At 71.3% G+C, this 24659-nt stretch carries 20 protein-coding genes; 9 read left to right on the plus strand and 11 right to left on the minus strand.

The window, feature by feature from the left end:
• Positions 1 to 245: 245 nt before the first annotated feature.
• Positions 246 to 1688 (minus strand): HelD family protein, encoded by a 1443-nt coding sequence (locus tag CGZ93_RS03630; RefSeq protein WP_094362797.1) that lies wholly within the window; start codon positions 1686 to 1688, stop codon positions 246 to 248.
• 55 nt (positions 1689 to 1743) lie between these two features.
• On the minus strand, positions 1744 to 2175 hold the full coding sequence (locus CGZ93_RS03635) for a cupin domain-containing protein (RefSeq protein WP_094362798.1): 432 nt from the start codon (positions 2173 to 2175) through the stop codon (positions 1744 to 1746).
• A gap of 192 nt (positions 2176 to 2367) precedes the next feature.
• Here CGZ93_RS03635 and CGZ93_RS03640 point away from each other — a divergent pair, with 192 nt between their 5' ends.
• Positions 2368 to 3627, plus strand: coding sequence for a DDE-type integrase/transposase/recombinase (locus CGZ93_RS03640; protein WP_176451617.1), 1260 nt, complete (start codon positions 2368 to 2370; stop codon positions 3625 to 3627).
• Positions 3628 to 4296: 669 nt separating this feature from the next.
• Positions 4297 to 4842, plus strand: coding sequence for an NUDIX hydrolase (locus CGZ93_RS03650; protein ID WP_094362800.1), 546 nt, complete (start codon positions 4297 to 4299; stop codon positions 4840 to 4842).
• Positions 4843 to 4848: 6 nt separating this feature from the next.
• Here the strand turns inward: CGZ93_RS03650 and CGZ93_RS03655 are convergent, their stop codons facing one another.
• The 7 genes from CGZ93_RS03655 to CGZ93_RS03690 are packed head-to-tail and all read right to left on the minus strand — an operon-like array spanning position 4849 to position 13443.
• Positions 4849 to 5751, minus strand: a complete 903-nt coding sequence (locus CGZ93_RS03655) for a WcbI family polysaccharide biosynthesis putative acetyltransferase (RefSeq protein ID WP_094362801.1) — start codon at positions 5749 to 5751, stop codon at positions 4849 to 4851.
• Between the two features lie 22 nt (positions 5752 to 5773).
• A complete protein-coding gene (locus CGZ93_RS03660; protein WP_141211063.1) occupies positions 5774 to 6442 on the minus strand; it encodes a DUF4352 domain-containing protein in 669 nt (222 codons plus the stop codon).
• Positions 6443 to 6452: 10 nt separating this feature from the next.
• The gene (locus tag CGZ93_RS03665) at positions 6453 to 8165 is read right to left on the minus strand and encodes a DNA repair helicase XPB (protein ID WP_176451618.1); all 1713 of its coding nucleotides are present in this window, start codon (positions 8163 to 8165) and stop codon (positions 6453 to 6455) included.
• On the minus strand, positions 8165 to 8959 hold the full coding sequence (locus tag CGZ93_RS18255; RefSeq protein WP_141211064.1) for a hypothetical protein: 795 nt from the start codon (positions 8957 to 8959) through the stop codon (positions 8165 to 8167). The genes CGZ93_RS03665 and CGZ93_RS18255 overlap by 1 nt, the downstream gene beginning before the upstream one ends.
• A 28-nt stretch (positions 8960 to 8987) precedes the next feature.
• The gene (locus CGZ93_RS03680; protein WP_094362806.1) at positions 8988 to 11126 is read right to left on the minus strand and encodes a helicase-associated domain-containing protein; all 2139 of its coding nucleotides are present in this window, start codon (positions 11124 to 11126) and stop codon (positions 8988 to 8990) included.
• Entirely contained in the window at positions 11126 to 12076 is a 951-nt protein-coding gene (locus tag CGZ93_RS18750) for a GtrA domain-containing protein (RefSeq protein ID WP_094362807.1), read from the minus strand. The genes CGZ93_RS03680 and CGZ93_RS18750 overlap by 1 nt, the downstream gene beginning before the upstream one ends.
• Positions 12077 to 12105: 29 nt before the next feature.
• Entirely contained in the window at positions 12106 to 13443 is a 1338-nt protein-coding gene (locus CGZ93_RS03690) for an MFS transporter (RefSeq protein ID WP_094362808.1), read from the minus strand.
• Positions 13444 to 13589: 146 nt separating this feature from the next.
• Here CGZ93_RS03690 and CGZ93_RS03695 point away from each other — a divergent pair, with 146 nt between their 5' ends.
• From CGZ93_RS03695 to CGZ93_RS03720, 6 genes are all read left to right on the plus strand, one after another.
• Positions 13590 to 14465 (plus strand): LysR substrate-binding domain-containing protein, encoded by an 876-nt coding sequence (locus tag CGZ93_RS03695; RefSeq protein WP_094362809.1) that lies wholly within the window; start codon positions 13590 to 13592, stop codon positions 14463 to 14465.
• Positions 14466 to 14545: 80 nt separating this feature from the next.
• Positions 14546 to 14929: a cold-shock protein gene (locus CGZ93_RS03700; RefSeq protein WP_094362841.1), complete on the plus strand. Its 384-nt coding sequence runs from the start codon at positions 14546 to 14548 to the stop codon at positions 14927 to 14929.
• Positions 14930 to 14945: 16 nt separating this feature from the next.
• Positions 14946 to 15752 carry a DUF3027 domain-containing protein gene (locus tag CGZ93_RS03705; RefSeq protein ID WP_094362810.1) on the plus strand — a complete coding sequence of 269 codons (807 nt, stop codon included), beginning with the start codon at positions 14946 to 14948 and terminating at the stop codon, positions 15750 to 15752.
• Positions 15753 to 15818: 66 nt separating this feature from the next.
• Positions 15819 to 17321 carry an NCS2 family permease gene (locus tag CGZ93_RS03710; protein ID WP_094362811.1) on the plus strand — a complete coding sequence of 501 codons (1503 nt, stop codon included), beginning with the start codon at positions 15819 to 15821 and terminating at the stop codon, positions 17319 to 17321.
• A gap of 99 nt (positions 17322 to 17420) precedes the next feature.
• Positions 17421 to 18002: a hypothetical protein gene (locus CGZ93_RS19275; protein ID WP_229117179.1), complete on the plus strand. Its 582-nt coding sequence runs from the start codon at positions 17421 to 17423 to the stop codon at positions 18000 to 18002.
• Between the two features lie 96 nt (positions 18003 to 18098).
• Entirely contained in the window at positions 18099 to 21536 is a 3438-nt protein-coding gene (locus CGZ93_RS03720) for a pyruvate carboxylase (protein WP_094362812.1), read from the plus strand.
• A gap of 18 nt (positions 21537 to 21554) precedes the next feature.
• Here the strand turns inward: CGZ93_RS03720 and CGZ93_RS03725 are convergent, their stop codons facing one another.
• A complete protein-coding gene (locus CGZ93_RS03725; protein WP_094362813.1) occupies positions 21555 to 22022 on the minus strand; it encodes a hypothetical protein in 468 nt (155 codons plus the stop codon).
• A gap of 238 nt (positions 22023 to 22260) precedes the next feature.
• Between CGZ93_RS03725 and CGZ93_RS03730 the strand changes: the two genes are divergently transcribed.
• Positions 22261 to 23499, plus strand: coding sequence for an SdiA-regulated/phytase-like domain-containing protein (locus tag CGZ93_RS03730; protein WP_141211066.1), 1239 nt, complete (start codon positions 22261 to 22263; stop codon positions 23497 to 23499).
• 36 nt (positions 23500 to 23535) lie between these two features.
• On the opposite strand, the gene serC is transcribed toward CGZ93_RS03730, so the two are convergent.
• Positions 23536 to 24654 carry a phosphoserine transaminase gene (gene serC / locus CGZ93_RS03735; RefSeq protein WP_094362815.1) on the minus strand — a complete coding sequence of 373 codons (1119 nt, stop codon included), beginning with the start codon at positions 24652 to 24654 and terminating at the stop codon, positions 23536 to 23538.
• Positions 24655 to 24659: the final 5 nt, after the last annotated feature.

A 24659-nucleotide genomic window follows, 5' to 3' on the forward strand; every position in this document is an offset into this window, starting at 1 on the left:
CCACACCGGACGCAAACGACTACACCGCGACCGCGGACCCACCAACAACTCACCACCCTGACGGCTGGTTCGAACAACGCGAGTGGCTTCGACGCTGACGCTCGCTCAGCTCAGCCGGCGTGGGGCCTCGGTACCCGCTCAGCCAGTGGATGGGGCAGTGAGTTCGGGGGGAAGCGGGTCGGCGTACAGCACGACCAGGGAGGTGACCGGGCGGGTGAGGCAGACGTAGAGCCGGCGCAGTCCGGTCACCCGATCCGCCTCGCCGGCCACCACCGCTGCCGGCTCCAACAGGACCACGCGATCAAACTCCAGCCCCTTCGCCAGACTGGCCGGCGCCAGCTGGACGTGGGAGGTGAAGCCGTCGTCGGCCCCCAACAGCTGATACCGAAGACCGGCCCCCCGAGCATCTTCCGCGCATCGGCCACCAGCGCATCGGGCAGGATCACCCCGATCGTGCCCTCACGGGCATTCAGCTCCCGCACCGCCGCAACCAACCCGTCCAGTGGAGCCACCTCGCGCAGCACCAGCTCACCGCGGGCCCGGCGTACCGAATGCGGGGGAGTCAGACCCGGTGCGATCACCGGCAACAGCCGGGCCGCGAAGTCGATCACCGACCCCGGCACCCGGAAGCCCGCCACCAATTCGCTCACCGCGGTCTCCGGCTTGCCGAGGTGCGCCAGCGCCTCCGGCCAGGACCGGCTCGCCCACGGCGTGGTCGCCTGGGCCAGGTCGCCGAGCAGGGTGACCGACCCGGTCGTCATCCGCCGCCCCACCACCCGCAGCTGCATCGGCGACAGGTCCTGCGCCTCGTCCAGGATCACGTGCCCGAGACTTCCGGTACGCCGCAGCAGATCACCCGCCTCGTCGATCAGCGCCAGATCCGCCAGCGAGAACCTCGCCGCCTTCGGCGTACGCGCGCTCTTTCCCAACCGCAGCAGGGATTGCTCATCCTCGCTCAGCACCCCCTCGGCGGCGGCAGCGCGCAACGACGGATCGGTGAGCAACCGCAGCACCAGCTGATCGGCACGCAACGCCGGCCAGATCCGCCCGCAATACTCCTTCACCGGACGACTGCGCGCCACCGCCCCCTGCACCCGATCATCGGGGGAGTCACCCGCCGCCTCCATCCGCAGCAGCACCAGATGGGCCAGCTTCTGCGCCAACAACTCCCGCCCAGACTCATAACGCACCCCGCGCTGCCGCAGCTCGGCCATGGCCTCGGCGATCCGGTAGGCCGGCACCCGCCACTGATGCGCCCCTCGGGGCACCACCAGGGTCTCGGTCGGCTCCCTCAGGTGCTGCCAGACCGCCCGGCGCAGCACCTCCGCCAACCGCGGATCACCCTTCAGCACCGCCACCTCGGCCGGATCGTCGGCCCGTACCGGATGCCCGGTTTCCTTGCCGAGCAGGGTTTCCAGGGTCTCCGATCGTGCGTCGATCTCACCGAGCGCCGGCAGGACATCTCCGATATAGCCCAGGAACGAATCGTTTGGCCCGACCACCAGCACCCCGGACCGCGAGAGCTGGTTGCGAAACGAATACAACAGGTACGCCGCCCGGTGCAGCCCGACCGCCGTCTTTCCGGTCCCCGGCGCCCCTTGGATGCACAGCGACTCGCTCAGCTCGGCCCGCACCAGCGTCGGAGCCGGGAACAGACAAGGGAGCCCGGTGGTGCGGTCCGTGCGCACCACCGGGCTCCACCGGTGCGGCCCTGGGCGCCGCGGGCGCGGCTGGGCGTGTCAGTCAGGCGCCGGCGAGCACCGCCTCGTCGGCGAACTGCGTGAGCATCTCGACGTCCATGACGAACGTCGGGGAGCCGTCCCCGGCGAGGAAGGTCGACGGCCCGTGCGCCACCATCACCTGGACCACCTCCTCGGAGAAGTGCAGCGCACTGTGGGTGGCTCCCGCCGCCTCGAGCACGTAGTCCCCGGTCTTGAAGTCCCCCGTCTCGGGGTGATGGCCCTTGCCCTTGATGATGTAGATCTCGGACAGTGCCTCGTGCCGGTGCGGCGGGAGCACCGAGCCGGCCTCCGAGCGGATCATCACGGTCCAGCCCTCGGTGGCCCGGTCGAGCCGCAGGACCTTGATGCCGACGCCGGGTGCCAGCGTCCGCCACTCCATCGCGCCGGTGTCGATGACCAGCCCGCCGTCCTCTTCGACCTTCATCGCGTTCATCGGTCATGCCTCCGAAAGTTGCTTCGGCGCCACTTCGCGCCGGCCAGTGCCTTCGTACGGTAGTCGGCCCCTCGAACGGGTGTCAACGTTCCGACGAGACTCACCTAATGTGCCCGCGAAACGCCCTCGGTGCCTCACGTAGGAGTGCCCGCGAAACGGTGATGCTGATGGGGCATGGGGAGTGAGCTGTTGATGGCGACACGTGCCGATGTGACCAGCAGGTACGCCAAGGCGTACGCGAAGGCCTCCAAGAAGGGCAAAGGCCGGGTGCTGGATGAGGTGGTGGGGGTGACGGGCTGGTCGCGGGACAACGCCCGCCGCCGGTTGACCGCTGCCGCCGCGCGGAGTCCGGGGGCGGGCCGGCAGGTGGCCGTGGTGCCCCGCAGGCAGCGCGCGTCGAAGTACTCCTATGACGCGCGCAAGGTGCTGCAGCAGGTGTGGGCGGCCTCCGGTGGGCAGTGCGGGAAGTACCTGGCGGTGGCGATGGCCACGCTGCTGGCTGGGCTGGAGCGCCACGGCGAGCTCGTCGACGGGCAGGGCCGCTACAGCCTCGCGGTGCGCGGTGAGCTGCTGGCGACGAGCCCGGCCACGATCGACCGCTACCTGGCCCCGGCGCGGGCGAAGGACCCGATCAGGGGAATCTCGACGACCAAACCTTCGCCGTTGCTGCGCTCGGCGATCAAGATCCGAAAGGCCGGGGATGAGGTGGAGGCCGAGCCGGGGTTCTTCGAGGTCGACACCGTGGCCCACTGCGGCCCGACGCTGAAGGGTGAGTTCGCCCGCACGGTGAACCTGACCTGCGTGCACACCGGCTGGGTGCACACGCGCTCGGTGCGCAACAACGCCCACGTCCACGTGCTCGGGGCGCTGCAGACCGCCGTCGAGCAGGTGCCGTTCGCGGTCAACGGGCTGGACTTCGACAACGGCAGTGAGTTCCTCAACCACGCGGTCATCAAGTGGGCTGCCGGCGCGGACATCTACTTCACCCGCTCCCGGCCCTACAAGAAGAACGACCAGGCCACGATCGAGTCGAAGAACAACCACCTGGTGCGCCGGTTCGGGTTCTACTACCGCTACGACACCGAGGAGGAGCTGCGCGTCTTGAACCGGCTGTGGCCGTTGGTCAATGACCGCTTCAACTTCCTCACCCCGACGAAGAAGCCCGTCGGCTGGGGCACCGACCGCGCCGGGCGGCGCAAGCGCCTCTACGACGCCCCGGCCACCCCGCTGGACCGGCTGCTGGCCGCCGAGGTCATCTCACCGACCCAGCAGGCAGAGTTGGTGGCCTACCGCGACAGCCTCAACCCCGCCGAGCTCGCCCGCCGCATCGACCAGCTGCAGAGCCGCCTGGTGGTGCTGGCCAAGGAGAAGACCGACCAGCTGCGCATCGCCCAGACCCCCTCAGCACTGCCCGACGTCCGCAAGGGCGTCCGCGTCCGGGCCGCCGGCTGACCCTCGTTTCGCGGGCATTCCGAGGCCGCTCGATCTCCGACTCCAGGATCCCGCTGTGCTCGTCCCCGGCCTGCCCGGCATCCCCGCCGAGTCGAGTCAGGTCCTCGTCCTCCAGCGCGGTGAGCCGGCCGTGGTCGAAACCGAACCGGCGCCGCAGGCGTACCCCCAGCGCAGCACCCGGACGAGCCCGATAGAACGGCAGCGACATGTCCGCCCGCCAGTCGATCACCAGCGGCTCCCCGCCGGCCTCGCCGACCACGTGTCGCCGACCGATGTACAACCGCTCGTCGGCATCCGCGCCCAGCTGCCGGTCATAGTCCAGGCGGCCGAAGAACAACGGCACCTCGGGGTCGTCCTCCAACGACCGCATCCGCCGCCACAACGCCTGCTCCAACAGCCTGGTCGACACCTCGTTGCCGGCGCTGATTCCCTTCCTGTGCAGGGATTCGGCGGCCTCGCGCATGCGTCGCAGGGTGGCGCGACTGAGTGACAGGTGGTCGCGTTCGGCCACCAGCTCCAGGTCTTCCATCGGGTGCACTTTCCTCATTCGGCGCGTGTCAGCGCGCCGACGCCGCGCAGCGGCGGGAACCGTCACCGCCCGGCAGCCGGGCGGACGCCCGAGCCTAGACGTGCCCGCCGGTGCTGTCGAATCGTGGTTAGCTGAGCCCCGTGACCAACGAACCGCGTTTCGTCCCGCTCCCACCCGAGCAGCGTCCGCACCGCAGCCGCACCGCCGTCCGGGTGGTGATCCTAGCCGGAGACGAGGTGCTGCTGTTCGAGGACTCCGATCCCGGTTATGCCGACGTGCGCTGGTGGGTCACCCCCGGCGGTGGCATCGACCCCGGCGAAACCCCCGAACAGGCCGCGATCCGCGAGCTGCAGGAGGAGACCGGACTGCACGTGCTGGAGCCGCAGCTGACCGGCCCGGTCGCGCGCCGGGTCGCCGTGCACGGCTATTCCGACCAGGTGCTGGAGCAGGAGGAATTGTTCTATCTGGTGCTGGTGCCCAAGTTCGTCGTCGACGTCTCCGGCCACACCGAGGACGAGCAGCTCACCCTGAAGTCGCACCGCTGGTGGACCCTGGCCGAGCTGGCCGACACCAACGCGTGGATCTGGCCGCGCTATCTGCTGGACCTGATCGAATGGGCCGAGCACCCCGAGGACTGGGTGCGCGAGCTCGGCCGCGAGACCGACGAGTCGACTCTGGCGGTCTGAGCCAGCTCACCCGGGCAGCCCCAGCGCGGCGATGGTCCGCGCGTGCCGCTGCCGGCCGGCCTCGACCAGCTCGGGGTGCTCGGCGTACCAGGCGCGCTGCGTCTCGGCCAGTTCGGATTCGGCCACCTCGCGACCGTCGACGACCCAACCGCTGCGCGGCTCCCCGCTCAGCCTCAACTCCTCGACCACCCAGTCGGGGATCGGCGCACGCAGACCGCCCAGCAACTCTCTGCCCGGGTCGGCGACCGTCCCCGAAAGCTCCAGCTCTTCGGCGATCCGTCCCGCCAGCCCGATCAGCACCGCGTTGCCCGGGTGGTTGATCACGTTGGTCGCGGCGGTGTCGGCCGCCGCGAACAGGTCATCCGCCGGCAGGGTGTCGTCGCGCTGCTGCCGATGCTTGAGCTCCTCCCGCGACTCCGCGGCGATGGTTCGTGCCGCGCCCGCTGGCGGCCGGTGGTCCAACGGCGCCCCGGTCAGCACCCGCAGATCGTGATAGGGCACCCCCGGCGGATCACCGGCCGCGCCGCGGACCAGGACCTGGAACGGGTGCAGCGCCGCCCAGAACAGGTTCGGGATCCGGACCGTCCGCGCGCCGGCTGTCCGTTCGGCGACCTGGCCGGTGCCCAGCGGCAGCTCGCGATAGTCCTCGCGGACCGGCTGCGCGATCAGCGCGGTGGTTCGATCCAGGACGCGATCCAGGTGCGGCAGGTCGGCCTCGGTGAGCTCGTGCACCGGGGGAATCCGGACCGTGCTCCAGCGGTCGCCCGCGACCGGATCGAGCAGCACCCGCAGGGCCTCGGCCTGGCAGTTCCCCCACACCAGCAGGCAGGGCCCGGGCGCGTCCCGATGCCCGTAGAACTCGCCGTAGTGCCACTCCCGTGGATCGACCCCGTCCGGCACGTCCGCCATGGGGCGAGCCTACCCGTACGCCTCAGGGCTTGGGCACCTCGAGGATCACCAACGGGTTGATCCCCTCGTCGCTGATCACCACCAGCGCGGGACCGGGCGGCATCTCCACCGACACCCACCCCTGCCTGCTCTGCCCGGCCTTCAGCTCTCCGTCGCCGAGCGGCTGCTTGCCGGCGCCGATGCCCGGCAGATACTCCGTCTTCCTGGTGTCATAGACCGCATAGAAGTTGTTCGAGGTGACCATCGTGCCCTCGGTGCAGTCATAGCGCAGTTCGAGATTGAGGTATTGCCGACCCGGATCCGGGGGGAGGTCACCCTTGTCGGACCACTCGGCCTGCAGCACCATGATCGTGCCCTTGCCATACAGCCCCTCGACCGTCATCCGCTGCCCGACCGCACCGTGCTGCACCGGCGCCGGCGTACCGCTGCGGGGGACCAGGGTGGGGGTCGGGCTCGGGTCGACGTCACCCAGCGGCCGGTTCAGCTGACCCCGGAGGAAGAAGAAGAACACCACCAGCGCCGCCACCAGCACCCCGATGCCGAGCACCAGCACCGGCAGCGGCACCTTCTTGCGCGGCGGTGCGGACGGACCGGGCGGTCGCTCCTCGGTGGGGACGTAGTCCTCATCCCCGGGCATCGGCCGGTGGCCGGGTTCGGGGAGCGGGGGCTCCTGATCTCCTGGCCTGCTCACGGGGGCGATCCTAGTCGTCCGCGGAACCCTCGCCCGCGTCGTCCCCATCGGCCGGGCCACCGTCCAGCTCCGCCAGCTCCTCGGCGTCGATGATCCGATAGGCGTACCCCTGCTCGGCGAGGAACCGCTGCCGGTGCTGGGCGAAGTCGGCGTCCACCGTGTCGCGGGCGACCACCGCATAGAACCGGGCGGTCACCCCGTCCGACTTGGGTCGCAGCAACCGACCCAGCCGCTGCGCCTCCTCCTGCCGGGACCCGAACGCCCCGGACACCTGGATCGCCACCTGCGCCGAGGGCAGGTCCACCGAGAAGTTGGCGACCTTCGATACCACCAGCAGGTCGATCTCCCCGCTGCGGAACGCCTCATAGAGCTGCTGCCGCTGCCGGGTGGTCGTCTCGCCCTTGATCAACGGCGCACCGAGCCGTTCGGCCAGCTCATCGAGCTGGTCCACGTATTGCCCGATCACCAACCGCGGTACGCCGGCGTGGCGGCGTACCAGTTCCTCCACCACCGCGGTCTTCGCCTCGGCGGTGGCCGCCAGCCGATAGCGCGCCTCCGGATCGGCCATCGCGTACGCCAACCGGTCCGCCTCGGGCAGGGTGACGCGCACCTCCACACAGTCGGCCGGGGCGATCCACCCCTGGGCCTCGATGTCCTTCCACGGGGCGTCGAACCGCTTCGGCCCGATCAGCGAGAACACATCCCCCTCGCGGCCGTCCTCGCGGACCAGGGTCGCGGTCAGCCCGAGCCGGCGCCTGGCCTGCAGGTCGGCGGTCCGCCGGAACACCGGCGCAGGCAGCAGGTGCACCTCGTCATAGATGACCAGCCCCCAATCGCGGGCGTCGAACAGCTCCAGATGCTGGTGCACCCCGCCGCGCTTGGTGGTGATCACCTGATAGGTGGCGATGGTGACCGGCCGGATCTCCTTGCGGGCGCCGGAATATTCGCCGATCTCGTCGGCGGAAAGACTGGTACGCCGCAGCAGCTCGTCCTTCCACTGCCGCGCGGACACCGTGTTGGTGACCAGGATCAGCGTGGTGCTGCCGGCCAGCGCCATCGACGCGGCCCCGACGATCGTCTTGCCGGCGCCGCAGGGCAGCACCACCACCCCGGATCCGCCGTGCCAGAACGATTCCGCCGCCAGGCGCTGATAGGGCCGCAGCTCCCAACCGCCCGCGCCACCGTTCGCGCCGGAGGTGGACAACTCGATCGGGTGCGCCTCGCCGTCGACATAGCCGGCCAGGTCCTCGGCCGGCCAGCCGAGCTTGAGCAGCACCTGCTTGAGGTGCCCGCGCTCGCTCGGATGCACGATCACCGTGTCGTCGTCGATCCGGGCCCCGACCAGCCCCTTCACCTTGGCCGAGCGCAGCACCTCGGTCAGCACCGGACGGTCGGTGGTGACCAGCACCAGCCCGTGGGTCGGGTGCTTCTCGATCCGCAGCCGGCCATAGCGGCCCATCGTCTCGGCCACGTCGACCAGCAGTGAGCTGGGCACCGGATAGCGCGACCAGGTGATCAGCGTGTCCACCACCTGCTCCGCGTCGTGCCCGGCGGCGCGGGCGTTCCACAGCCCGAGCGGGGTGAGCCGGTAGGTGTGGATGTGCTCCGGCGCCCGTTCCAGCTCGGCGAACGGGGCGATGGCGATCCGACAGGTCTCCGCGTCGGGGTGATCAACCTCCAGCAGCAGCGACCGGTCGGACTGGACGACGAGCGGGCCCGGCATCAGCGACGCGTCGCCGCAGCCGGGGCGACGCCGAACGTCGAGACCGGGCCGGTCGTCGGGGAGGGGGTGTGATCGTCCAGCGGGACCGGCTCGTGATAGCCGACGGTGGGGGCGTTGGTGCCCTGCATCCGCTCGTTGTAGGCGATCACGGTGACCGTGAACGTGCCGGCCTGGGTGGGGCAGGAGAGCGTGGCCGAGGTGCCGGTCACCGTCTGCGAACCCTGGTTGCTGGCATAGACGGTGTAGCGGACGGCCCCCGCCGACGGGCTCCAGGTCACCGGGAAGGTGCGACCCCCGTTGCAGCTGGACAGGTCATTGCTGCTGGTGATCGCGAACGGCCCGGGCGGACCCTCGGAGCGGGACGGGCCCACGGAGGCGCTGGCTCTCGGCTCGGGGGTCGACGACGGGGTGGTCGACTGCGTCGGTTGGGTCGGCTGGGGGGCCGCGGTGGGCGTGTCCGCGGAGGTGCCCACCGGTTGTACCGCGGGGGACGGGGGAGCGGTGGGCGCGGTGGTCGTCGCGCTCACGCTCGCGCTCGGCTCCGGCGTACGCGCGGTCCGGTGGGTCGGGGTGGCGCTGGCCGTCGGGGTTGCCGCCGGGGTGCGGACCGGGGCCGATGCGGGGGCCGGTTCGGTGGGGGTGCCGGGTCCGGTGGCGGGGGTCTGCACGCCGGACTCGCTGACCGGGGCTCCGACGACCGCCTCCCTGCTGCGTCCGGGCAGCAGAACCAGAGCCAGCGCCGTGAGGGCGATGGCATAGCCGGCCACGATCCGGCGGACGAGTTCCGGACGCACCCCGACAGGCTACCCGACCTGCGGTGCCTCAGGAGCCCGACTCGCGCCGCGCGGCGATGATTCGCGACAACGGAAGGCTCACCGCGGTCCCCGAACCGACCAGCCGGACCATGCCCGCCGCCAGGTCGGCCGGGACGAGCGTGCGGGTCACCCGGGCGCCGTCGGCGGCCACGAAATCCACCGCCACCGCCGCCTGGTCGGTCCAGGCCCGACGCAGCACCTCGAGGGTCTCCTCGGTGCGCATGCCGCGTTCCCTGGCGGTGGTCGCGGCGGCGAGCAGCTGCTGGGCGAGGGCGCGCGGTTCGGCCCCGTTGGCGGGGGCGGGACGCCGCGAGGTGGTCGCCCGGCGCCGCGGCGGGGTGGCCAGCACCGAACCGGCCGCGTCCTCGGCGGCCGGCGCCATCCCGAGCGAACGCAGTAGGGCGACCACCTCGTCGGGATCGGCGTCGGCGATCAGGGTCTGCGGTCCGACCTGGCGTAAGCCGAGGGCGGCGGCCCCCTGATGGGCGAGTGCCGCCTGCATCCGCGCGGGATCGTCGATCCGCACATAGGCCCGGGCGGATCCGACCCGCACCGTGCCGTGCCGGCGGGCCACGTCGCCGACCTGGTACGCCAGCGGCTGCGGCACCCCCGAGGTGGAGTGCCGCTCGAGCCAGGCGAGCACCTGGTCGGCGTCCCGGCCGGCGTCGAACCCCCGGCGCAGCGACTCCGCGGAGAACCGGAACACCCCGCCCCCGCCGCGCGACTCCTGATCGGCCAGCAGCCGCAGCTCCTGCGCCACCTGGTGCTCCAGCGGGCCGGGAGCCACCGCGGTCAGATCCGCCTGCAGGACCAGCTCGGTGACCGGCTCGGGAAACATCGCCGCCACCTGCTCCGGGAGGGGCGCTCCGCCGGCCACCGGGGCCAACTCGCTGACCTGATCCAGGGCGGTCAGCCCGAGCCAGGCGACCTCGGTGAGCACCGCGGCGACCAGATCGGCCACCGGAAGCACCCGGGTGAGCCCCGGCTGATCCCACTCGATCAGCGCGCCCAACCCCGTGGGGTCGGGGGCGCTGCCGATCCGCAGCCGGCCGAGCACGGCGGCGCGGGCTCCCGGCCCCCAGCGGGCGGCGCCCTCGGGCCCGAGCACGTGACCACCGTCGAGCCGGGAGGCGGCGTACCAGCGCGGGGTCTGGTACCAGCGCCGCAGCAACACCACCACCCGCTCGGCCACCGGCAGTCGCAGCCACTGGTCGAAGTCGGCGCTCACCCGCAGGCTGGGCGGTGCGGTCGAGACCAGGTCTGCGGCATGCGCCACCTCCAGGGTGAACCCGGCGCGCGCCGGATCCAGACCCAGCTCCCGGGCGAGCGCGCCGAGGTCGCGTACGCCGATTCCGCCGGAGCGCAGCAGCGCGGGCGGGCGGCGATCGACCGCGTCCACCACCGCCTCCACGTCGTGGCAGAACTCGTACGCCGCGCCCACGGCAGCGTGCAGCACCACCCGGGCGGGGCGTCGTCCGTCCGGCAGCTCGGCGGGGGCCTGCCAGGCCAGGTCGGTGCGGAACCCCCCGCGCCAGCGCAGCGCCACTTCGCGGGGGAGCACCACGGTGTCCGGCCCCAGTGGACGCAGCAGTCCCCGGGCCAGCAGGTGCTCGACCGGGGTGGCCGGGTGGGTGACCGGCCGGTCGGCGTTGCGTACAGTGCCGGTCGGCGGCCCCCAGGCCAACCGGTCCAGCACCTCGGCCGCGCCCTCGGGCAGCTCGGCGAGAGCGGCCGTCAGGGAGTCCCCCGTCAGCGGCCGGGGGCTCGGGGCGGCCAGTCCGCCGGGATAGGGATCGAAGGCCTGGCGGGCGGCGCGGACCAGGTGCAACTCGTCGGTGCCCCACACCAGGGCGAGTTCGCGCAGTCGGACCAGCGCCTCGGTGACAGCGGGCTCGGGGGCGCCCAGCAGCGCGACGAGTGCGTCGGTGCTGGTCGGGTCGGGCAGTGCGGCCAGTCCCTCGCAGCAGGTCAGCTGGAAACGGTCCAGCCGGTCCATCGCGCGATGCACCGAGGTGGGGGCGATCGACCGGGCGACCAGCTCGCCCAGGTCTCGGGGAGCCGGGTGACGAAGGTCGTCGCGGGCCGTCAGCAGCGAGGTCAACTCGTCCTCACCCAGCCCGCGCAGCGCATCGCTGAAGCTGCGCATCAGCCCCAACCGGGGTCGGGGTTGCGCTGCGGCACCTCGGGCTGCTCGCCCTGGGCCTGGGCCCGCGCGACCAGCACGATCAGCGACACCAGTACCAGCCAGCAGACCACGGCGCTGAGCTGGCAGAGCAGGTCGTAGGCGACCAGCAGGTCGTCCAGGCTGTAGAGCACTCCGACCACCAGGGTGATGCCGAGCGCGGCCGCCCCGGACAGGAAGAGGTAGCGCACCCACTGCCGTCGATAGCCGATCCGCCCGGAGGTGAGGAAGGCGGTCACGAACGCCAGCGGGGACAGCCAGCCGAACAGGCTGACCAGCACGCACAGCCCGCCGACCAGCAGCGCGGCGACGGTGGGGAAGGTGACCCCCTCGAGCACGTCGCCGATGCTGAGCCGCCGGGTGGCCGCGGGGTGCTGCTGCCCGGGCCCGAACCACTGCGGGGTGCCGGGAGCGGGGGGCGCGGCCGGGTGACCCTCGGGCCGCGGGTAGTTCAGCCCGGTGCGCTGTCCCTGCGACAGGTGGAACGCCTGGTGCGGATCGTGCTGCGGCGGGCCGTGCACCTCGTCGGGATGCGGCACGTGCGGGGGCGGGCTGGCCACCGCGGCGCCCGCTGGCCGCGTACCGGCCGGTGCGCCGGTGGGCGGAGCCCATCCCGGGTCGGGCTGGTTCAGCCCGCTGTGCGCCGCCCCCCAGGCCGCGGAACTGTGCTCGGTCATCAGCGTGCTGGCGACCTCGAACGCCTGGTGCGGATCGCGCGGCTGATCGGCCTGCGGCACCAGGGCGACCAGCGGGGAGACCTGGTGCCGCTGCTCGAACAGCGGCCGGACCAGCGGGGCGTCGGCCGACGGCTGGGGTCGGGGCGGGGCGGTGTCCAGCTGGCTGACCTGGGGCGCGGTGAACTCGGACGGCCGCTCGTGCGGCGCATATTCGGGTCCGTCCTGCCAGGTTGCCATGCCGGTGATTCTAGTTCGCGGGCGATTCGCTACCAGCGCGTGGCGTTGACGATGCGGATGCCGGGGGCCCGGCGTACGCCCACCCGCAGCGTCAGGTGCGCCTCGTAGGCCATCCGCAGCGCGCACACCGCGGTGAGCAGCACGATCAGCGCACCGTTGAGCAGCATCCCGCCGCGCGGCCCCCACAGGTCGACCGTCGCGCCGGAGATCAGGCCGCCGAGGGCCTGGCCGCCGATCACCACCAGCACGTAGACGCTGATCACCCGGCCGCGCACCCACTCCGGCGCGGTCAGCTGGACGAGGGTGTTCGCCGACTGCAGGAAGAGCACCTGGACGATCCCGAACAGCACCATCAGTCCGGCGAACAGCGGCAGGTTCGGTGCGGTGGAGGCGAGCACCACCAGGGCGCCGAGCAGGGCGGTGAAGCCGGTCAGTTCGCGCAACCGCAGCGTACGCCGGTTCCGGGCGGCCAACTGGGCGCCGATCACGGCCCCGGCCGCCGCCATGCCGGCCAACAGGCCATAACCGGAGACCCCGGCCGAGAACACCCGGGCCGACATCGCGCTGAGCAGCACCGGCAGGCTGGTGCCGAACACGCCGACCACGGCGACCAGCACGATGGTCCAGGCGATCTCGGGGGTACGCCGGACCACGCGCAGCCCGTCACTGAGTCGCCCGGTGCGGTTGCCGGCGGCCGCGGTGCGGGACGGGGTGCGGATCAGCAGATAGCTGGTCACCACGATCAGGCAGGTGAGCGCGTTCAGCGCGAAGCACCAGCCCAGGCCGACGCCGTGGATCAGCGCGCCGGCCAGCAGCGGCCCGGCGACACCGGCGGACTGGAAGGCGGTGGTGTTCAGGCCGAGGGCGCTGCGCAGTCCGCCGCGCCCGACGAGCCGGTTGACCAGTTCGAGGCGGCCGGGCTGTTCGACGACGGCGGCCAGACCGCTGCCCAGGGCGAGCGCATAGCACGCCCACACCGAGGCGGATCCGGTGAACACGAGCACCGCGAGCACGGCGGCCATGGTGGCCAGGAAGCTCTGGCTGAGGATCAGCAGCTTGCGCGGGTCGAACCGGTCGACCAGGGCGCCGCCGAACAGTCCGAGCAGCAGGACGGGTGCGAACTGGAGGGTGACCGAGACGCCGACGGCGGAGACGCTGTGGGTGAGCTGCAGCACCTGCCAGTCGAGGGCGATCCGCTGCACCCACAGTCCGAGGCTGCCGAAGGCGAAGGCGAGCACATAGACGCGGAAGTGCGGGACGTTGAGCGCAATCAGCGATTGCGGCAGTCGGCGGGGCTGGGCGGGTTCGTTGAGGTTCGGGGAAGGGTTCTTGCTGGCTGCAGGCGTACCTGCAGGTGCTGCGCGCATGACGAAAGATCACCGCTTCTGGTGCTGGTGGTGGAAAGGGATTGGGCCGCGGTGCCGTGATCGAGCGTAGGCGTACCCGATAGATTCGGCCAAACAATGGAGCGTATAAAATCAATAAGCAACGCTTCTAAGTCTCTGGAGGGTCGATGTCCCTGCCCGAACCGCACTTCGATCCCGCCCTGTTGCGCGGCTTCCTGGCCGTGGCCGACACCCGCAGCTTCACCCGCGCCGCCGAGCAGCTCGGCATCTCCCAGCCGGCGGTGTCCCAGCAGGTACGCCGACTCGAACAGGCCGCCGGACGTCAGCTGGTGGTCCGCGACACCCGCTCGGTCTCCCTCACCGACAACGGGGAGGCGATGCGCGGATTCGCCCGGCAGATCCTGGCCGCGCACGACCAGGCCAGCAGCTATTTCTCCGGCTCGGCGATGCGCGGTCGGTTGCGCTTCGGGGCGGCCGACGAGTTCGCGCTGACCGACCTGCCGCGGATCCTGCGCGAATTCCGCCAGCACCACCCGGGCATCCAGCTTGAGCTGACCGTCGCCCAGTCCGGCGTACTGCAACGCAGGCTCGAGTCGAACCACCTCGACCTGATCCTGGTCAACCAGCGAGCCGGCTCCGACACCGGCCGGATGGTGCACCGCGACCAACTGGTCTGGGTCGGATTGCCGAACACCACCCTCGACCAGGCCGCGCCGGTGCCGCTGGTCACCTATCACGCCCCGAGCTGGACCCGGCAGGCCGCGATCGACGCGCTCGCCGAGCAGCGGCGAGCCTGGCGCGTGGTCTGCAACACCCGCCAGGTGCTCGGCATCATCGCCGCGACCCGGGCCGGACTCGGGCTGTGTGTGCTGGGGCGGACCCGGGTGCCCGGTGACCTGCGCGCGCTCAGCGGACGATTCGGCCTGCCGGAGCTGCCGGAACTCGAGCAGGCCCTGCAGGCCAATCCGCGCTCCCCCCGCGAGCCGGTCGAGGCGTTGACCGCTTCGATAATGAACCTGCCGCTGGCTGCCATCCAGCGCTAGGATTGCGGCATCCCCTCGGCCGAGCGTCGAGGGTTCGTCCTGTTCCGGTGCGCAAGCGCCCGATCGTGAGTGAGGTTCTCGTGCCGACTGGCAAGGTCCGCTTCTATGACGCGGAAAAGGGTTTCGGCTTCCTGACCAAGGATGGTGGCGGCGACGTCTATCTGCGCGCCAACGCGCTGCCGGCCGGTGTCACCACCCTCAAGCCCGGCCAGAAGGTGGAGTTCGGCGTGGTCGAGGGCCGCAAGGGTGAGCAGGCGCTGTCGCTGACCCTGATCGACGCGCCCGTGTCGCTGTCGAAGGCGAGCCGGAAGAAGCCGGAGCAGATGGCGATGCTGACCGAGGACCTGATCAAGCTGCTGGACGGGGTCGGGACCGGCTATCGGCACGGCCGGCACCCGGACCCCAAGCACGCCGCCAAGATCGCCCAACTGCTGCGCGCCGTTGCGGACGAGTTGGAGCTGTGAGGCCCGCACCGCGACAATGGAGTCGATGATCAGCACTGAGACCCCTTCCCGCGCCCGCGCCGCCAAGCTCGACCAGGCCTGCGCCGACGCCGTCGAGTTGGCTCGCGAGGCCGCCCTGTCGGCGAGTGCGGTGACGCGGAGCGTCGGTGAGCACCTCGGCTGCGAGCCCGAGGGCGAGCGGGTCGCGACCCACTACTTCGGCTGCACCCACCCCGGCTATCGCGGCTGGCGCTGGGCGGTGACCGTCGCCCGGGCGTCCCGGGCGCGCAAGGTGACCGTCGACGAGGTCGTGCTGGTGCCGGGGCCCGACGCGCTGCTGGCCCCGGCGTGGGTGCCGTGGGCCGACCGGATCTCCAACGGTGATGTCGCCCCCGGCATCCTGATGCCGACCCCGGACAACGACCCGCGGCTCGAGCCGGGTTACACCGGGGGAGAGTCGGCCACCGACACCGATCCGGCCGAGGCGAGCCAGCTGCGGGCCGTGGTCGCCGAGCTCGGTCTGGGCCGCGAGCGGGTGCTCTCGGCGTACGGTCGCGCCGAGGCCGCCGAGCGCTGGCTGGACGGGGACGGCGGACCCGACAACGAGATGACCCGGCAGGCCCCGGCGAACTGTGTCAGCTGCGGCTACTTCCTGCGCCTGCAGGGCAGCCTGGGCGTGCTGTTCGGTGCCTGCGGCAATCAGTACGCCGCCTCCGACGGTCGCGTGGTGAGCATCGACCACGGCTGCGGCGCGCACTCCGACGTGACCGCGCCCGAGCGGGAGGGCGAGCTGCCGGAGCCGGTCTGGGAGACCATCGAGCGCGACGGCAACCTGTTCGACTGACGGCGGTCGTGTCCGCCGGTCCACGCGTGGCGCGAGCGGAGGCGTACGCCCCATAGCCTTGGGTTCATGGCATCCAGCACCACCGCAACCGGCTCGAATCGCTCCGGACTCGACCGCTGGTTCGAGATCAGCGCGCGCGGCTCCACCATCGCTCGGGAGGTCCGCGGCGGGCTGGTCACCTTCTTCACGATGGCGTACATCATCGCCCTCAACCCGCTGATCATCGGCACCCAGGCCGACGTCGACGGAAACCTGATCACCGGCGTCCCGAAGACCCCCGACGCGATCGGTGCCTCGATCGCGGCCGTCGCCGCCGCGACCGCGCTGATTGCCGGGGTGATGACCATCCTGATGGGGGTGATCGGGCGGTTCCCGCTCGGCGTCGCCACCGGACTGGGGCTGAACGCGCTGCTCGCTTTCGGGCTGGTGCGCGGGATGACCTGGCCGCAGGCGATGGGGCTGGTGTTCTGGGAGGGGGTGCTGATCACCATCCTGGTGCTGACCGGTTTCCGGCAGGCCGTGTTCCGCGCGGTGCCGCGGTCGATGCGCATCGCGATCGCGGTCGGGATCGGGCTGTTCATCGCCTTCGTCGGCCTGTTCGACGCCGGCATCGTGCGCAAGCCGACGGGGTCGCCGCCGGTCGAATTCGGCATCAACGGCTCGCTGCTGGGCTGGCCGATGCTGGTGTTCGTGGTCGGGCTGGTGCTGGTGGCGGTGTTGTACGCCCGCAAGGTGCGCGGGGCGCTGCTGATCTCGATCCTGGCCACGACGGCGCTGGCGATCGTGCTGGAGGCGGTGCTGCACATCGGGTCGATGACCAACGCGGAGGGGAAGGTGGTCAATCCGACCGGCTGGATGCTGAACGTGCCGCAGGTGAAGGAACTGTTCGCGCCGCCCGACCTGTCCCTGCTGTTCAACATCGATCTGATCGGCGCGTTCACCACAGCAAAGGGGTTCGGCGGGGTGCTGGTGGTGCTGCTGACCATCTTCTCGCTGCTGCTCGCCGACTTCTTCGACACCATGGGCACGGTCGTCGCCGTTGGTGAGGAGGCGAAACTGATCGGGCCCGACGGCAACCCGCCGCACATCACCGGGATCCTGCTGATCGACTCGCTCGGCGCGATGGTCGGCGGCCTGGGCTCGGTGTCGTCGAACACCTCCTACATCGAATCGGCCGCCGGCGTCGGCGAGGGGGCGCGGACCGGCCTGGCCTCGGTGGTCACCGGGGCGGCCTTCCTGCTGTCGGTGTTCCTCGCCCCGATCGTCAACCTGGTGCCCTCGGAGGCCGCGACACCGGTGCTGGTGTTCGTCGGTTTCCTGATGATGGCCCAGGTGGGCGGGGTCGAGTGGGACGACGTGGAGCAGGGCCTGCCGGCGTTCCTGACGCTGGCGCTGATGCCGTTCACCTATTCGATCACCGTCGGCATCGGGGCCGGGTTCATCACCTTCGTGCTGCTCAAGCTGGCCCGCGGTCACGGCCGCAGCGTGCACCCGCTGATGTATGTGGTGGCGGTGCTGTTCGTCATCTACTTCGTGCAGGGGCTGATCCGGGCGCTCGTCGGCGGGTGACGGTTCGGTCTCGAAGGGTGGTCGGTGGGCCGCGGGCGGAGTTACGCTGATCCTGCGTGACCGGTACCAGAGGTGCCGGGTGACCCAGGGGGAGCAGACGTGTCGGACCAGTGGCAGCCGCAGAACCAGTGGCAGAACTACAACCAGCAGGGTCAGGCCTCCGGCAGCAACAACCTGCCGGCGGTCCCGGACCAGCAGTATCCGTTCACGCAGTACAGCTATGACGACGCCGGCAGCACCCGTTACCCGGACCAGGGCTTCGGCGGACTGACCGCCCAGGCGTACCAGGGCTTCCAGGACCAGCAGGGCTTTCAGGACCAGCAGGGCTATGGACAACAGGGGTACGCCCAGCAGGGCTACGGGAACCAGTCCTTCGGGAACCAGTACGCCCAACCGCAGCAGCCGCAGAACTCCGGCGCGACCGTGATGGTGCAGAACAACTACGGGCAGCAGAAGTCGGTGCCGGTGGCCGGGGTGCTGGCCTTCTTCTTCGGCCCGCTCGGCATGCTCTATTCGACCATCCTCGGTGCCGTGGTGATGTTCTTCGTCAACCTGGTGCTGATCTTCATCACCGGCGGACTCGGCCTCTTCCTCAGCATCCCCGCCGGCGTCGTCTGGGCGATCGTCGCCGCCCAGCAGACCAACGCTCGGCGTTCCTCCTCGGTCACCACCTATCGCTGAGGCTTTTGCTCGCAAGCTCGCGCAGCCAACGTGCACAGCGTTCTCAGCGATGGAACGCGCGGCATCAATGCCCGCCCACCTCGATAGGGTCGGGGCATGTTCGCCAAAGTCCTGGTCGCCAACCGTGGTGAGATCGCCGTCCGCGCCTTCCGTGCCGCCGTTGAGCTCGGTGCCCGCACCGTCGCCGTCTTCCCCTACGAGGACCGCAACGCCGAGCACCGGATCAAGGCCGACGAGGCCTACCAGATCGGTGAGGAGGGGCACCCCGTCCGCGCCTACCTGGACATCGATGAGATCATCCGCGCGGCCCAGCAGGCCGGGGCCGACGCGATCTACCCCGGTTACGGCTTCCTGTCCGAGAACCCCGAACTGGCCGACGCCTGCGCGCGGAACGGGCTGACCTTCATCGGCCCGCCCGCCGAGGTGCTGCGGATGGCCGGCAACAAGGTGTCCGCGGTCGCCGCGGCCCGCAAGGCGGGCGTACCGACGCTGCAGTCCACCGCACCCGGTCGCGATGTCGACGAGCTCGTCGCCGGGGCCGAGGAGATCGGCTTCCCGGTCTTCGTCAAGGCCGTCGCCGGCGGCGGCGGTCGCGGCATGCGGCGGGTGGACCGCGCCGAGGAGCTGCGCGAGGCGCTCGGCGCCGCCATGCGCGAGGCCGAGGGCGCCTTCGGTGACCCCACCGTGTTCATCGAGCAGGCGGTGCAGCGCCCCCGCCACATCGAGGTGCAGATCCTCGCCGACACGACCGGTCACGTGATGCACCTGTTCGAGCGCGACTGCTCGATCCAGCGCCGGCACCAGAAGGTGGTCGAGATCGCCCCGGCCCCGCACATCTCCGACGAGCTGCGCGAGAAGTTGTGCCGCGACGCGGTCAAGTTCGCCGAGTCGATCAACTACTCCTGCGCCGGCACGGTGGAGTTCCTGCTCGAGACCGAGGGGGAGCGGGCCGGGGAGCACGTGTTCATCGAGATGAACCCGCGCATCCAGGTGGAGCACACCGTCACCGAGGAGATCACCGACGTCGACCTGGTCCAGTCCCAGATGCGGATCGCCGCCGGCGAATCCCTCGCGGACCTGGGCCTGCGTCAGGAGGACCTGCAGATCCGCGGCGCCGCCCTGCAGTGCCGGATCACCACCGAGGACCCGGGCAACGGGTTCCGCCCCGACGTCGGCATGATCACCACCTACCGCTCCGCCTCCGGCGCCGGCATCCGCCTCGACGGCGGCACCGTCGGCACCGGTGTCGAGATCAGCCCGCACTTCGACTCGCTGCTGGTCAAGCTCACCGCCCGCGGGCGCACCTTCGAGCTGGCCACCGCCCGCGCCCGCCGCGCGCTCGCCGAGTTCCGGGTACGCGGAGTCACCACCAACGTGCCCTTCCTGCAGGCCGTGCTCGCCGACCCCGACTTCGTCGCCGGCAACCTGTCCACCGGGTTCATCGACGAGCGCCCGCAACTGCTCACCATGCGGGTCCCCGCCGACCGCGGCACCCGAGTGCTCAACTGGCTCGCCGATGTCACCGTCAACAAGCCGCACGGCGACCGGCCGATCGAGATCGACCCCGCCAGCAAGCTCCCCACCATCGACCTGAACACCCCGACCCCCGCGGGCTCCCGGCAGCGGCTCGACCAGCTCGGCCCCGACGGCTTCGCCCGGGCCCTGCGCGAGGCCGGCCACACCGAGGTCACCGACACCACCTTCCGCGACGCCCACCAGTCGCTGCTCGCCACCCGGATGCGCACCCAGGACCTCATCGAGGCGGCACCCGTGCTGGCCCGCATGCTGCCCGGCACCTTCTCGATGGAGTGCTGGGGTGGAGCCACCTATGACGTCGCCCTGCGGTTCCTCGCCGAGGACCCGTGGGAGCGGCTCGGCAAACTGCGCGAGGCGATGCCCGGGCAGTGCCTGCAGATGCTGCTGCGCGGCCGCAACACCGTCGGCTACACCCCTTATCCGACCAAGGTCACCCAGGCGTTCGTCGAGGAGGCCGACGCCGTCGGGGTGGACATCTTCCGCATCTTCGACGCCCTCAACGACGTGGACCAGATGCGCCCGGCGATCGAGGCCGTGCGCGAGACCAACCGCTCCATCGCCGAGGTCGCGCTGTGCTACACCTCCGACCTGACCAACCCCGAGGAGAAGATCTACACCCTCGACTACTACCTGCGGATGGCCGAGCAGGTCGTCGAGGCCGGCGCGCACATCATCGCGATCAAGGACATGGCCGGGCTGCTCCGCCCCCCGGCCGCCCGCACCCTGGTCACCGCCCTGCGCGAGCGCTTCGACCAGCCCGTGCACCTGCACACCCACGACACCGCCGGCGGCCAGCTGGCCACGCTGATGGCGGCCATCGACGCCGGCGTGGACGCCGTCGACGTCGCCTCCGCGGCCATGGGCGGCACCACCTCCCAGGTGCCGGCCTCGGCCCTGGTCGCCGCCCTCGAACACACCGAGCGCGCCACCCGACTCACCATCCCGGACAACCCGGCGTACGCCGGCAACGACCTGCGCGCGGTGATGGACCTGGAGCCCTACTTCGAGGCCGTGCGCAAGGCGTACGCCCCGTTCGAGTCCGGTCTGCCCAGCCCGACCGGACGCGTCTACGACCACGAGATCCCCGGCGGCCAGCTGTCCAACCTGCGTCAGCAGGCGATCGCGCTGGGGCTGGGGGAGAAGTTCGAGCAGATCGAGGTGATGTACGCCGCAGCGGACAAGATCCTGGGCCGCCCGACCAAGGTCACCCCCTCCTCCAAGGTGGTCGGCGACCTCGCCCTGCACCTGGTCGCCGTCGACGCCGACCCGGCCGACTTCGAGGAGAACCCGGACAGGTACGACATCCCCGACTCGGTGATCGGCTTCCTCGGCGGCGAGCTGGGTGACCCGGCCGGCGGCTGGCCCGAGCCGTTCCGCGGCAAGGCGCTCGGCTCGCGCAAGGTGCCCAAGCGCGAGGAGGAGGTCCCCGCCGACGACCTGCCGAAGCTGGAACAGCCCGGCCGGGTCCGCCAGCAGACGCTGAACCGGTTGCTGTTCCCCGGCCCGACCAAGGACTTCGAGGGCAACCGCGACGCCTACGGCGACCTGTCCACCGTGCCCACCCTGGAATACCTCTATGGCCTGCAGCCCGAGGTCGAGCACCACGTCCGGCTGGAGAAGGGGGTCAACCTGATCGTCTCGCTGTCCTCGATCGGCGAGGCCGACAACAAGGGCCTGCGCACGGTGATGACCACCCTGAACGGGCAGCTCCGTCCGGTCCGGGTGCGCGACCGCTCGATCAAGGTGGACGCGGTGCAGGCCGAGCGGGCCGACACCAGCAGGCCGGGTCAGGTCGCGGCCCCGTTCGCCGGCACCGTGCATGCGGTGGTCGAGGAGGGCCAGCAGGTCGCCGCCGGCGACACCGTCGCGACCATCGAGGCGATGAAGATGGAGGCCTCGATCACCACGCCGGTTGCCGGCACCGTGGAGCGGATCGCGCTGCGCGGGGTGCAGCAGGTCGAGGGTGGAGACCTGGTGCTGGTGATCGATCCCGAGTGAGCCGCCGGCCGCGACCGCTCAGCCGAGCGCGGCGGCGACCTCGGCCACCTTGTCCGGCTTCGTGCCCAGGCCCAGGCGTACGGTGTCCCCGTCGCGCGCGGGCCGCAGCTCCGGGTGGGCCGCGAAGAAGGCGGCGGGGTGGCGCGGGGTGAGTACCAGCTCACCCTCGGACACCGCGGTGGACGCCAGCTCGCCGGCCGGGATGCGGGTCCGCACCCTCGTGTACCGCAACAGCTCCAGCCCCTCGGAGCCGGTCCTGAGCTGCCTGATCCGGTGTGGCGGCCCGGTGGTGAGCGCCACCGCGACGGCGGCCAGCACCATCAGCACCGTGCCGATCGTCCCCACGTCACGCCGCTGGGTGAAGATGATCCACGCCCCGGCGGCCGCGGCGACCAGCAGCAGCGCGAGCAGGAACAGGATCCGGTTGAAGCTGGCCAGGTCGATCGTGCGGGTGGGAGCAGACCCGGATTCTGCGGCATCGTTCACGGGCCACAGGCTAGTGGACCGACGAACTACCCTGTCGGAGTGAATCCTCGATCGCGGCGTTGGGTGGTGTCCGGGGTGCTGCTGGCGTTGTTGCTGCTGGTGCTCCTGGGGGCGGTGTTCGAGCTGTGGCGACCCTGAGGTGGGGTGTGGCGATTCCCGGTCCCGGCAACCGCCTGGGCGTACTCTTCGGTTGTGCCGCCGCCCGGTGGTGCCGCAGCCGCCGAGCAGAGAGCAGTCGATGACCAGGATCCGGCCCCGTCTGGGCGTGGCCGCGGCCGCTCTGGCCGTCCCCTCGCTGCTCCTGGCACCGCTGGCGTACGCCTCCCCCTCGCCGGACCCGAACGCGGCGAACCCCGCCTTCACGATCACCGATCCGCGGATCACCGAGTCCTCCGGGTTGACTCGCGACACGGGCAACAACGTCTATTGGACCGTGAACGACTCCGGCGACAAGGGCATCGTGTACGCCCTGGGGCCCGACGGGAAGCTGCGCGGCACCCTCGAGTACGCCGCCAGGCCGGTCGACGTCGAGGCCGTGCTGATGGTGGGCAATCGCCTCTATGTCGGCGACATCGGCGACAACCAGCGCAAGCGGCCCAAGATCGTCGTCTACTACTTCGACAACCCGGCACCCAACGACAACCGCGGCGGCACCTTCCGGGCCTACGACTTCGTCTATCCCGACGGCCCGCACGACGCCGAGGCGATGCTGGTGGACAAGCAGGGCCGGTTGCTGTTCGTCACCAAGGAGGGTGAGGGCGACATCTATGCCGCGCCTCGCCAGTTGCGTTCCGATGCGCCCAACGTGCTGACCCGGGTCGCCCAGGGACCCTCCTTCGTCACCGACGGTGCGGTGCTGCCCGACGGACGGCTGGTGCTGCGCAGCTATGTCGCGGTCGAGGTGCTCAGCCCCGACATCTTCAGCACCGTGGGCCGGGCGCCGCTGCCGTTCCAGCCGCAGGGCGAGTCGATCGCGGTGAGCCTCGACGGGAAGTCGTTGCTGGCCGGCTCCGAGGGCCCCAATTCGGTCGTGCTGCAGGTGCCCATCCCCAGCGAACTGCAGGTGGCCCCGACCCCCGCGGCCTCGCCGCCGCCGTCCCCGGCCACGAGTCCCGCCCCGACGCCGGCCGCCGAGCCGGTCGAGGCCCCGAACCAGACCAACCGCACCGGCACCCTGATCGCGCTGCTGCTGGCCCTGCTGGTTTCGCTGGGCGCAGCGGCGGTCGTGTTCTTCCGCGGTCGGGGCCCGGCCAGGGCCGCGGCGGTCGGCGGGCGGAAGCGCACGGCCGAGGAATCGGAGAACTCTGCCGATCACGGCGGGCTGCCCGCACGCCGGGCGGCCGACCCGAGCAGCCCCGAGCCTGCGCCCGCCACCCCGGTACGTCCAGAACGCGGCAAACCGGACCTGGGACGTCCGCTCGAGGACGACGAGCCGACGATGATCCGGCACCTGCACGACGACGAACGCCGCGGCTGAGCTCGGCTGACGCGCCGCTGGTCGCCGGAGGCAACCTCAGCGGCGTACCTTCGGCAGCACCCAGTCGATGCAGTGCGTCAGCGCCGCCACGTCCTCGGGATCGATCGCCGGGAACATGCCCACCCGCAACTGGTTGCGGCCGAGCTTGCGATAGGGCTCGACGTCGACGATCCCGTTGGCGCGCAGGGTGGCGGCCAGGGCGGCCGCGTCCACCGACTCGTCGAAGTCGATCGTGCCCACCACCGGCGAACGATGGTCCGGCTCGGTCACGAACGGGGTGGTCAGCGGGTTCTCCAGCGCCCAGCGATACAGCCGCAGCGAGGACGCCCGGGTCCGCCGCTCGGCGAACTCCAGGCCGCCGTTCTCCAGCAGCCAGCTGAGCTGCTCGGCGATCAGGAACAGCGTGGCCACCGCCGGGGTGTTCAGCGTCTGCTCCTGCAGCGAGTTGTCGAACGCCACCTTCAGCGACAGCGACTCGGGGATCCACCGGTCGGTGGCCGCGATCCGCTCCATCCGCTCGATCGCGCGCGGGGAGAGGAACGCCAACCACAGGCCACCGTCGGAGGCGAGCCCCTTCTGCGGGGCGAAATAATAGGCGTCGGCGGCGGTCACGTCGAAGCCCACCCCGCCGGCGGCCGAGGTGCCGTCGATCAGCACCAGCGAGTCGTCGTCGTCGGCGATCCGGCGTACCGGAGCCAGCGCCCCGGTCGAGGTCTCGTTGTGCGCCCAGGCGTAGGTGTCCACCCCCTCGGTCGGCTCGGGCAGGCGTACACCGCCCGGCTCGGTCGCGAACACCGCCGGCTCGGCCAGGTGCGGGGCCGCGGCCGCAGCCCGGGCAAACTTGGTGGAGAACTCGCCGAAGGTGCCGTGCGCCGAGCGCCGCTCGATCAGCGAGCTGACCGCGACATCCCAGAACACGGTGGAGCCGCCGTTGCCGAGCACCACCTGATGCCCGTCGGGCAGCCCATAGAGGGTGGCCAGCCCCGAACGCACCCGCTGCACCAGCTCGCGCACCGGATGCTGCCGGTGCGAGGTGCCCAGCAGCAGCGGCGCGGAATCCACCAGCGCGTCGAGCGCACCGGGCCGGACCTTGGCCGGGCCACAACCGAAGCGTCCGTCCCGGGGCAGCAGCAGTGGGGGGATCTCAAGCGGCATGGCGC

Source organism: Enemella dayhoffiae, from assembly GCF_002250625.1.
Classification (GTDB): Bacteria; Actinomycetota; Actinomycetes; order Propionibacteriales; family Propionibacteriaceae; genus Enemella; species Enemella dayhoffiae.